12 protein-coding genes are annotated in these 10,162 nt (G+C 68.3%); 3 read left to right on the top strand and 9 right to left on the bottom strand.

Annotated elements, in window-relative coordinates; translation table 11 throughout:
• The 3 genes from AC6EI8_RS20025 to AC6EI8_RS20015 all read right to left on the bottom strand — a co-directional run.
• Nucleotides 1-378 (bottom strand): DNA translocase FtsK 4TM domain-containing protein (locus tag AC6EI8_RS20025; protein ID WP_498382696.1); only part of this gene is annotated, 378 nt, incomplete at its 3' end.
• Nucleotides 379-474: 96 nt separating this feature from the next.
• The gene (locus AC6EI8_RS20020) at nt 475-888 is read right to left on the bottom strand and encodes a DoxX family protein (RefSeq protein WP_149318773.1); all 414 of its coding nucleotides are present in this window, start codon (nt 886-888) and stop codon (nt 475-477) included.
• 295 nt (nt 889-1,183) lie between these two features.
• Nucleotides 1,184-2,149, bottom strand: coding sequence for a LysR family transcriptional regulator (locus AC6EI8_RS20015; protein WP_149318774.1), 966 nt, complete (start codon nt 2,147-2,149; stop codon nt 1,184-1,186).
• Between the two features lie 150 nt (nt 2,150-2,299).
• Between AC6EI8_RS20015 and AC6EI8_RS20010 the strand changes: the two genes are divergently transcribed.
• Both AC6EI8_RS20010 and egtB read left to right on the top strand, forming a co-directional pair.
• Nucleotides 2,300-2,923: an FMN-dependent NADH-azoreductase gene (locus tag AC6EI8_RS20010; RefSeq protein WP_149318775.1), complete on the top strand. Its 624-nt coding sequence runs from the start codon at nt 2,300-2,302 to the stop codon at nt 2,921-2,923.
• Between the two features lie 245 nt (nt 2,924-3,168).
• Nucleotides 3,169-4,470 (top strand): ergothioneine biosynthesis protein EgtB, encoded by a 1,302-nt coding sequence (gene egtB / locus AC6EI8_RS20005; protein WP_498382695.1) that lies wholly within the window; start codon nt 3,169-3,171, stop codon nt 4,468-4,470.
• Between the two features lie 39 nt (nt 4,471-4,509).
• Here egtB and AC6EI8_RS20000 read toward each other — a convergent pair whose 3' ends face one another.
• The 6 genes from AC6EI8_RS20000 to mltG all read right to left on the bottom strand — a co-directional run bounded on the left by AC6EI8_RS20000 (nt 4,510) and on the right by mltG (nt 9,477).
• Nucleotides 4,510-5,226 carry an ankyrin repeat domain-containing protein gene (locus AC6EI8_RS20000; protein ID WP_149318777.1) on the bottom strand — a complete coding sequence of 239 codons (717 nt, stop codon included), beginning with the start codon at nt 5,224-5,226 and terminating at the stop codon, nt 4,510-4,512.
• Nucleotides 5,219-6,016, bottom strand: a complete 798-nt coding sequence (locus tag AC6EI8_RS19995; RefSeq protein WP_498382694.1) for a TatD family hydrolase — start codon at nt 6,014-6,016, stop codon at nt 5,219-5,221. Before AC6EI8_RS19995 ends, AC6EI8_RS20000 begins: the two co-directional genes overlap by 8 nt.
• A 63-nt stretch (nt 6,017-6,079) precedes the next feature.
• Nucleotides 6,080-6,598 (bottom strand): GNAT family N-acetyltransferase, encoded by a 519-nt coding sequence (locus AC6EI8_RS19990; protein WP_149318779.1) that lies wholly within the window; start codon nt 6,596-6,598, stop codon nt 6,080-6,082.
• Between the two features lie 91 nt (nt 6,599-6,689).
• Entirely contained in the window at nt 6,690-7,721 is a 1,032-nt protein-coding gene (locus AC6EI8_RS19985) for a DNA polymerase III subunit delta' (protein ID WP_149318935.1), read from the bottom strand.
• Nucleotides 7,722-7,849: 128 nt separating this feature from the next.
• Nucleotides 7,850-8,464: a dTMP kinase gene (gene tmk, locus AC6EI8_RS19980; RefSeq protein WP_149318780.1), complete on the bottom strand. Its 615-nt coding sequence runs from the start codon at nt 8,462-8,464 to the stop codon at nt 7,850-7,852.
• 17 nt (nt 8,465-8,481) lie between these two features.
• Nucleotides 8,482-9,477: an endolytic transglycosylase MltG gene (gene mltG / locus AC6EI8_RS19975; RefSeq protein ID WP_149318781.1), complete on the bottom strand. Its 996-nt coding sequence runs from the start codon at nt 9,475-9,477 to the stop codon at nt 8,482-8,484.
• Nucleotides 9,478-9,786: 309 nt separating this feature from the next.
• Here mltG and AC6EI8_RS19970 point away from each other — a divergent pair.
• On the top strand, nt 9,787-10,162 hold a 376-nt coding region (locus AC6EI8_RS19970), incomplete at its 3' end, for a YgfZ/GcvT domain-containing protein (RefSeq protein ID WP_498382693.1).

The following is a 10,162-nucleotide window of genomic DNA, read 5'->3' as shown; positions in this document are numbered from 1 at the left end:
AGCGGCATGGCGCCGCGGCTTGAGCGCGAACAGGCTGTGCCACGTCTCGCCGAACACCATCGGCGCGGCCAGCGCCAGCACGCCAAGCATCAGCAGCAGCGCACCGGTCCAGCCGAACAGGTCGGCCGCGATGCCGGCCACCCCTGCCCCGGCGGCGCCGCCGGAAGACGCGGTGGGCTCCACGTCGGACGAGGCCGACGCACTGGCCGTCAGCGCTTCGAGCGCCGCGCTCGCGCACAGCGTCAGCGCACTGCCGAGCCAGACGCGCAGCGTGCCGGGCCCGGAAAACACCGGCTGTCCCGTCAGCATGCGCGCCACCATGCGCCATGCCAGCGGCAATAGCCAGAAGGTCGACAATCCGAACCAGCCCAAACCCATATCGCTACGCCATCGAAAAAACCACGGGCAGCGATTGTAGCGGTTATGCCGCCGGTGCCGGCCCTGCCACAAGCAAAAAACGCCGCGCGCGGCGCATCAATTCAGCGGCCCGCCCGCTCCGCCGACGCTGAAGCGGCCTGCGCCGAGCAGCATCACCGCCACCGCGGCGCCGAGGAACATGCCCTGCAGCTCCAGCTCCCAGCCACCGCTCTTGTTCAGCATGCCGAGCTGATGCATATGGACCAGGCCGACCGCGAACAGCATGTTGATGACGATCACCAGTGCGGCCGCGCGCGTCCACAGGCCGATGATCAGCAGCACGGGCGCCAGCACTTCGCCGATGTAGACGCCATAGGCGATGAAGGAAGGCAGGCCCGCCTGGTCGACCATCTGCACGATGCCTCCGGGGCCGTTGATGACCTTCGCGATGCCGTGCAACAGGATCAGTATCCCCAGCACGATACGCAGCACCGCCTTGCCCAGATCCTGAGAACCATGAGTAGCAGCCATCGATGTCGCTCCTTTGGTGATTGACGCAAACGGGTCCCCGGTTCGATCCGTGCGCAGAGGTTGTAGGCGCCTTGCGCTGCACGCGCAGGCGCCCCTGTACCTTAGCGCCGGTTCGCGTGAAGGTAAAGCCGCAAATGCGCGCCGAACCCTTGCTGGGCGCGGGTTGTGGCGCGGACGGCAACACCGCGGCGGACCTCGCTTCCCGCCGCGCGGTCAACGGCGACGGGTTGCGCCCCTCGCAGCGCGGCCAAAGGCGGCGGCCGCCCGCCTGGGAAGCCCGTGAACGGCGAGCGGATCAGCCCGGCGCGGTCGGCGGCAAGGGCTGGTGCATGCCCGGCGGCATGATCGGCTGCATGCCGGCCTGGCGCACGTTCTCCGGCAGGATCTCGGTCAGGAAATCCAGGAAGCGCCGCACCGCCGGCGGCATGCCGTGCCGCGACGGGAATACCGCGTGCAGGGTGCCGACCGGCATGCGCCATTGCGGCAGCAGCACCTCCAGGTCGCCGCGCTCGATCGCCTCGCGGCAATACATGCGCGGCAGCATCGCGACGCCGATGCCTTCGACCGCCGCCGACAGCAGCACGGCGAATTCGTCGCAGACGAGGCGGGGATCGTAGGGAATCTGCGTGGGCGGCTCGTCGCCGATGGACAGGTTCCACACATGGCGTCCGTCGTGCGGCTTCTGCCCGACCCCGGGGACGCCTGCCAGCGCCTTGGGCGTGCGCGGACGGCCGATCGCGTCCAGCAGACCGGGGCTGGCCACCAGCGTCAACGGGCTCGAGCCGAAGGTGCGGATCGCCAGCGACGAATCGTCGAGCACCTCGCGCACGCGCAGCGCCAGGTCGTAGCCCTCCCCGATCACGTCGACGCGCCGGTTGGTGGCGTCGATCTCGACCTGCACGCCCGGGTTCTCGCGCATGAAGCGTCCGATCGACGGCGCCAGCAGGTTCTGCGCGATGCCGACCGCGCAGGCCACGCGCAGATGGCCGCCGGGCTGGGCGCGGGCCTGCTCGACGACGTCGCGGGCGGCCTGCGCCTCGGACAGCATGGCCTTGCAGCGCTCGTAGAAGGCCTCGCCCAGCGGCGTGACGCGGACCTGCCGCGTGGTCCGGCGCAGCAGCTGCACGCCAAGCTCCTTTTCCAGCTGGGCGATGCGCCGGCTCAGGCGCGACTTGGGCACACCGGTGGCGCGGCTGGCGGCGGAGAAGCTGCCGTGCTGGACCACCTGGGCATAGAGATAGAGATCGTTGAGGTCTTGCATGGTCGCCATCGTAAGGGCTGGGCGGCCGCTGGGGCCGGTGCAATGCGTTCTACGAGTAGAACAATAATTTCCATTATGGATCACTACCGACATCAATCGCCAGCCTTTATCTTTCCTCACATCCAAACCAATTCCGATGTGGAGAGCGTGATGAAGATTCTGCAAATCGATTCGAGCGTGCTGGGCGACAACTCGGTGTCCCGCAACCTGACGGCGCAAGTGGTGGCGGATCTGCGCGCCCGCCATCCGGAAGCGACCCTGACCGTGCGCGACCTGGACAAGGAGGCGGCGCCTCACCTGTCCGGCCATCTGCTGCCGGTGCTGGGCGGCCCGAAGGAAGGGCTGGACCCGGTGCAGCAGGCCGAGCTGGAGCGCACCGAGGCCTGGCTGAAGGAATTCCTGGAGGCCGACGTGCTGGTGCTGGGCGTGCCGCAATACAACTTCGGCATCCCGAGCCAGCTCAAGGGCTGGATCGACCGGATCGCGCAAGCGGGCCGCACCTTCCGCTATACCGAGAACGGTCCGGTCGGCCTGGCCGGCGGCAAGAAGACGATCGTGGTGTCCTCGCGCGGCGGCGTGCGCCAGGATCCGAACGGGCTGGACCTGCATGAGGTCACGATCGACACGGTGCTGCGCTTCCTCGGCATCACGGACATCACCTATGTCCGCGCCCATGGCCTGGCGATGGGTCCGGAATACCGGGCTGCCGGCCTCGATGCCGCCAAGCGCGAACTGGCCGCGCTGAACGACGAGGACGGCCGCCTGGCCGCCTGATCGCGGCGCTTCGGCGCGGTGCTCGGCGCAGTGCTTGCACATGCCGCTGGCGGCCCGCGCCGTCAGCGGTTGACCGACTCCCCGCAGGGAGGGATCGCGTCTATGATGGAGCGGTTCGTACCTGCGGTTTCGGCGTACGCCCACTCGGGGGAGCAGGCGCTGCCGCGCGATGCGCGGGCTGGCCGGAACCGGCCACGGCGACGGTGCCAGGCAGGCATCGCCTCGCCATCGACACCGGAGCCCGCATGCCCTCTTCCCTGTTGCCCGCCAGCGTCGTCCACCCTCCCCAGGAACCGGCGCTGCTGTCCCGGTACCGCCATATCCGGGCCGCCACCGAAGCGATGGTGGCCGATATCAGCGACGCCGACGCGACGGTGCAATCGATGGACGATGCCAGCCCGGCCAAATGGCATCTGGCCCATACCACCTGGTTCTTCGAGGAATTCGTGCTGACCGCGCGCATCCCCGGCTACGAGCCGGTCGATGCGCGCTACCGCTATCTGTTCAATTCGTATTACGAGGCGGTCGGCGCACGCCATCCGCGCCCGCGCCGCGGCTTGCTGAGCCGGCCGACGCTGGACGAGGTGCTGGCCTACCGGGAAGCTGTCGACGAGGCGATGTTCGATCTGCTGATGCGCGCGCAGACCGACGAGGAAGCCGCGCTGATCGAGCTGGGCCTCAATCACGAGCAGCAGCATCAGGAGCTGCTGCTGACCGACATCCTGCATCTGTTCGCGCAGAACCCGCTCAAGCCGGCCTTCGCGCCCGAGCTGGTGGCGCCGGTGATCGCCGACCCGCGCCCGGTGCCGGAATGGTTGACGTTTTCCGGCGGCGTGGTGGCGATCGGCCATGAGACGGGCCCGGACCGCGCGGGCTTCGCCTTCGATTGCGAGGGTCCGCGGCACCAGGTGCTGCTGCGCCCCTATCAGCTGTGCTCGCATCCGGTGACCAACCGGCAGTGGTTCGAATTCATCGAGGATGGCGGCTATCGCAGCGCCGGGCTGTGGCTGTCGGACGGCTGGCGCTGGGTCGGCGAGCAAGGCATCGAGGCACCGCTGTACTGGGAGGAGCGCGACGGCACCTGGTGGCAGATGACGCTGCGCGGCATGCATCCGGTCGACCCGGAGAGCCCGGTCACCCATATCAGCTACTACGAGGCGGACGCCTTCGCGCGCTGGGCGGAGCGCCGCCTGCCGACCGAGGCCGAATGGGAACACGCGGCCCGCAACCTGCCGGCCACCGGCAATTTCCTCGAGGGCCGCGCACTGCGGCCGCTGCCCGACCGGCAGAACACCGCGGGCGTGCTGCGCCAGATGTACGGCGATGTCTGGGAATGGACCGCCAGCGCCTTCCTGCCCTATCCGGGCTTCCGCCCCAGCCCCGGCGCGGTCAGCGAGTACAACGGCAAGTTCATGAGCAACCAGATGGTGCTGCGCGGCGGATCGTGCGTGACACCCGAATCCCATATCCGCGCCACCTACCGCAATTTCTTCTATCCCCACCAGCGCTGGCAGTTCACCGGCGTGCGGCTGGCGGACGATGCCTGAGCGGGCCGAGGGGAACGTGCGGCGCCGGCCCTGACGATCCTACCAACCGGCCTTGCCCTTCCCCTTGCCGCCGTCCATCGGCGTGTCCGGGAACTGCTTCTGCCAGCGCGAGCGCAGCCCCTGGGCGATTTCGGGCTGGTTGTAGCGCTCGGCGAAATCGATCGCCGTCATGCCCTGCTGGTTGCGGATCCGGATGTCGGCGCCCTCGTCCAGCAGCAGCTTGACCGTCTCGATATGGCCGCCGCGCGTGGCCATCATCAGCGGCGTGGTGCCGTTCGGGCTCTCCGCGTCGACATAGGCGGACTCTTCCAGCAGGTAGCGGACGATCTCCAGATGGCCGTTGGTGGCCGCGTAGTGCAGCGGCGTCCAGCCGGTCTTGTTGATCTCGACCTGGCGCTGCCCGACCATCCGCTTGACCATGTCGAGCTGGCCCTGCAGGCATGCCATCATCAGCGCGGTCTCGCCGGCGGCGTTGGTCTTGTCGAAGTCCAGGTTCTTGGCCTCGATCAGCGCCTCGGCCGCCTTCAGCGACTTTTCGCGCAGCGCCGCCACCAGCAGCGGATCGCCGCGGCGGTCGGTCAGGTTCGGATCGACGCCGCGCGAAAGCAGCTTGCGGACTTCATAGCCATTGTCGAGCTCGACCGCCAGCCGCAGGTCGTCGGCCGGCGCCGCCAGCACCGGCAGCGCGCCGCCGGTCAGCGCCGCGGCCAGAACGGTGGCCAGCAAGGGGCGGCGCAACGACTTGATATCAAGCATTAGCAGTCCTCTCCATGTGCTTGAACAGATTGAAGAAGTTGTCCGTGGTTTGCCGCGCGACCTGCTCCACGGGCAGCCCCCGCAGTGTGGCGATGAACTCGCCGACATGCCGCACCCAGGCCGGCTCGTTGGTCTTGCCGCGGTACGGCACCGGCGCCAGGTACGGCGAATCGGTCTCGATCAGCATCCGGTCCAATGGCACCTTGCGCGCGGTCTCCTGCAGGTCGACCGCGTTCTTGAAGGTGACGATGCCCGAGAACGAGATATGGAAGCCCATGTCCAGCGCCTGCTTGGCGACGTCCCAGGTCTCGGTGAAGCAGTGCAGCACGCCGCCGACCGCGCCGGCATCCTCTTCGCGCATCAGCCGCAGCGTGTCCTCGGCCGACGAGCGGGTATGGATGATCAACGGCTTGCCGGTCTGCCGGGCGGCGCGGATATGGGTGCGGAAACGCTCCCGCTGCCACTCCATTTCGTCGATGCTGCGGCCGTTGAGCCGGTAATAGTCAAGCCCCGTCTCGCCGGTGCCGACCACCCTCGGATGGTTCGACAGCGTGACCAGCCGCTCGACCGTCGGCTCCTCGGCGCCCTCCTCGTAGTCCGGATGCACGCCCACCGAGGCGTACAGGTTCCCATGCTGCTCGGCCAGCGCCAGTACGCGCGGGAAGTCCTCCAGCGTCACCGAGATGCACAGCGCATGGGTGACCTGGTTCTCCTGCATATGCGCCAGCAGTTCGGGCAGCCGCGCGGACAGGTCGGGGAAATCGAGGTGGCAGTGGGAGTCGACGAACATGGCAATTGGGGAAATCGGGCGGAGCGGGCGGGTTTGGGGGCGACTTTCGGCGTATCGGAAAGATCAGGCGCCCTGATCGACGCGCCGCCCCATGATGATCAGGTCGCGCTCGATGCCATCGAGCACCGCGACGCGCGGCAGTTCGCCCCAGCGGGCAAAGCCCAGCCGCTCGAACAGCGCCAGGCTGGGCGCGTTGTGGCCGAAGATGAAGCCGAGCAAGGTGTTGACGCCGATGGCGGGCGCGTGGGCCATCGCCCGTTCCAGCAGCAGCCGGCCCAGGCCCTTGCCGCGGTAGCGATCGTCGAGATAGATCGACACCTCGCTGGTGGCGCCGTAAGCCGGCCGGCCATAGAAATCCGAATAGCTGAGCCAGCCGGCCAGTTGGCCACCGGCATCCTCGACCACCCACAACGGCCGGCGCTCGGGGCCGTGGGCATCGAACCAGGGCTGGCGCGAGGCGACGCTGACCGGCTCGGTGTCGGCGGTGACCATGCGCGAGGCAACCGTGCCGTTGTAGATCGCGACAATACCCGGCAGGTCCTGGCGCTGTGCGTCACGCACGGTGAAACCGCTTGCTTCCATGTTTCTCTTCTTTTAAATCAAGTTGTTATCGTAGGTACTTCAAGTCTTGCATAAGGTTGCCGTGGGGCCGGGCGCCGGGCGCCGGCCACGCTCAGGCCGGCTGCCGCTGGAACAGGTGCCGGTAGTCCATCAGCACCGCCTCCATCACCAGCCGCGCCGCCAGCGGATGCTGCTCGTGGCGCCGGTGCTGGACCAGCCGTGCCGCAAACGCCTGCAGCCGATGCGCGTCGGTGGCACCGGCGCAGCGCCGCAGCGCCGCCATCTCGCCGGGGAAGTAGCGCGCGCCGGCCTCGCCGCCCAGGCACAACGCCAGCAGATCGTAGGTCCAGCGTTGCAGGATACCGAGTACCGAGGGCACCGGCAGCTTCTGCAACTGCTCGGCGGCGGCCAGCGCGTCGAGCGACGGGCCGGTGGCGAGCTGGCCGACCAGCCAGCGCTGCAGCGGCAGCTCCTCCGCCTCGGCCGCATGCAGCGCGGTCAGCGGCGCGCCGCCGGCCTGGGCCAGCTGCGCCGGCGCATCGGCGACGCCCTGGGCTTTCAGCCATTCCAGCGCGGCCTGCTCGCTCGGCCGGCGCAGCGCGACCTGGCGGCAGCGCGACAGGATGGTCGGCAGGATCCGGTCGATGCGGTCGGTGACCAGCAGGAACACCGTCGCGGGCGGCGGCTCCTCCAGCGTCTTCAGCAGCGCGTTGGCGCCCTCGTGCTGCAGCGCATCGAGCGGGTAGACCACCACCGGGCGCAGGCCCGAGCGGTGCGTGCCGATGCCGACCGCCTCGATCAGCGCGCGCACCTGCTCCATCCGGATGATCTTGCTCGGCGCCTTCTTCTTGCCGCCGCCGTCGTCCGCCTTGGCGTCGGTATCCGCATCGCCGCCTTCCATCGCCTCGGGCCGCACCACGGTGAAGTCCGGGTGATTGCCCTGGCCGAACCAGTGGCAGGCGGCACAGGTGCCGCAGGGCTGGCCGTCGGCGAGCGGCGTGTCGCACAGCAGCGCCTGAGCAAAGTGCAGCGCCAGGTCGCGCTTGCCGATGCCCTGCTGGCCGTGCAGCAGCAGCGCGTGCGGCAGCCGGTCGCGCAGCGCCATCAGTTGCCGCCAGTCTTCGGTTTGCCAGGGATAGAGCATGGAAATCAACGGGTTATCGACAGCAATTGATGTTGTTTGAGAGGATGCGACGTTGTTGCCGCGTTGTTGCGGATTCTGCAACGACGGCGCGACCCCTCATATCATCGAGACTTGATACTTTCTTCAATTCAAAGACTTGCAAGAATCTGCTCAAGCGTTTTCTGAATCTCCGCGATCGGCCGCGTGCTGTCGATCAGCCGGAAGCGCGCCGGCGCCTCCTCGGCCCGCCGCAGGTATTCGGCCCGTGTCCGCGCGAAAAAGGCGGCCGACTCGGCCTCGAACTTGTCCGGTTCGCGCGCCCCGGCCAGACGGGCGCTGGCCACCTCCAGTGGCACGTCGAACAGCAGCGTCAGATCCGGCTGCAGATCGCCTTGCACCCAGCGCTCCAGCGTTTCCAGCCGCTCGCGGGCCAAGCCGCGGCCGCCGCCCTGGTAAGCGAAGGTCGCATCGGTAAAACGATCGGAGATGACCCAATCGCCACGTGCCAACGCCGGTTCGATGACCTCGGCCAGATGCTCCCGGCGGGCGGCGAACATCAGCAGCGCCTCGGTTTCCAGATGCATCGGCCGGTGCAGCAGCAGCTGGCGCAGGTCCTCGCCGAGCGCGGTGCCGCCCGGCTCGCGCGTGGTCACCACGCGCCTGCCCTGCCCCAGCCGTTGCTGCAGCTGCCCGGCGAACCAGGCCAGGTGGGTACTCTTGCCCGCCCCGTCGATGCCTTCGAAGGTAATGAATGTTCCGCGCATGGCGATGCTGTTCGTGATTATTTGCCGCGCTGGTATTGATCGACCGCGCGATTGTGTTCGGGAAGCGAGTTGGAGAAGTGGCTGGTGCCATCGCCGCGGGCGACGAAATACAGCGCGTCGGTCGGCGCCGGCGTGGTCGCCGCCGCCAGCGACGCCACGCCCGGCAAGGCGATCGGCGTGGGCGGCAGGCCGGTGCGGGTGTACGTATTGTACGGAGTGTCGGCCTGCAGATCGCGCTTGCGCAGGTTGCCGTCGAACATCTCGCCGATGCCGTAGATCACGGTCGGATCGGTCTGCAGCATCATGTTCTTGCGCAGCCGGTTGATGAAGACCGCCGCGATCATCGGCCGCTCGGCCGCCTGACCGGTCTCCTTCTCGACGATCGACGCCATGATCAGCGCCTCGTACGGCGTCTTGTACGGCAGGTCCGGCGAGCGCGCGTTCCAGGCCTCGTTCAGCCGCCGCTGCATCGCCCGGTACGCATGCTTGTACAGCTCGACGTCGCTGCTGCCGCGCGCAAACAGATAGGTATCCGGAAAGAACAGCCCCTCGGCCGAGGGCTCGGTGGCGCCGATCGCCTTCAGCAGCTCGGCCTCGCTCATGCCTTTGGTGTCGTGCCGCAGCGCGGGATGGGCGTCCACGGCGGCGCGCATCCGGCGGAATTCCCAGCCCTCGATCACCGTCAGCACATGGTGGTTGACCTCGCCGCGGGCGATGCGGCCGATTACCTGCAGCGGCGTGACGCCGCTCTCGAACTGGTAGCCACCGGCCTTCAGGCTGGCGTGGTTGCCGGTCAGCCGGGCCAGCAGCACGAACAGCCGGGCATCGATCGGCACGCCGCCCCTGGCCACCTGGCGGGCGACGCTCGGCACGCTGGAATTGGGTTTGATGATGACCTCGAGCGGCGAGCTGCGCAGCGTCAGCGGCTGGTTGGCCCACCAGGCGAAGGCGCCGGCGGCGGCCAGCGCGAATGCCACGGCGGCCAGAACCAGCCGGGAAAGAAAACGTTTCATCGACAAGCTTGGGTAAGTGCGGGTCTGAATGAGGGCCTAACTGCGGGGATAAACGCGAAGATAAGCGCGAATCTCTCGTGAATCGGGGCCGCCGGCCTGCCGGGCAGCGCGAAAACGGGCAAACGGCAGGAGTGGCAGGCTCAACAGGTGACCGAGAAGACGGCCGCCGGCCGCAATGACGGCAGACCCATATAATACCGGGAGCCTTGTCCGGGGCCGCCGCTCACCGCGTCACAAGTTGTGACAGGCCCCGCACAAGCCATCCGCCAACCGTGCCGGCCTGAGCCGGCTTCGAATCGAATTCCATCCATGCACGCCCCGAATCCCGCCCGCGCCGCCCAGTTCGCCGCCCTGCGCCAGGACGGCGTCGTTTGCCGCCCCGCCGAGCTGGGCCTGATCCGCGTGGCCGGCGATGACGCCGCCACCTTCCTGCATACCCAGCTGACCAATGCCGTCGAGGACCTGCCCGCCGGACAGGCCCGGCTGGCCGGCTACTGCTCGCCCAAGGGCCGCCTGCTGGCGACGCTGCTGATCTGGCGCGATGCCCAGGGCATCGCCATGCAGCTGTCGGCCGACCTGCAGCCGGCGATCCAGAAGCGGCTGTCGATGTTCGTGCTGCGCGCCAAGGCCAGGCTGTCGGACCTGGGCGCCGAATCGGGCATCGTCGGGGTCGCTGGCGCCAAGG

This window comes from Cupriavidus sp. R6-3 (assembly GCF_059772245.1).
This window is presented reverse-complemented; position numbering and strand designations above follow the sequence as displayed.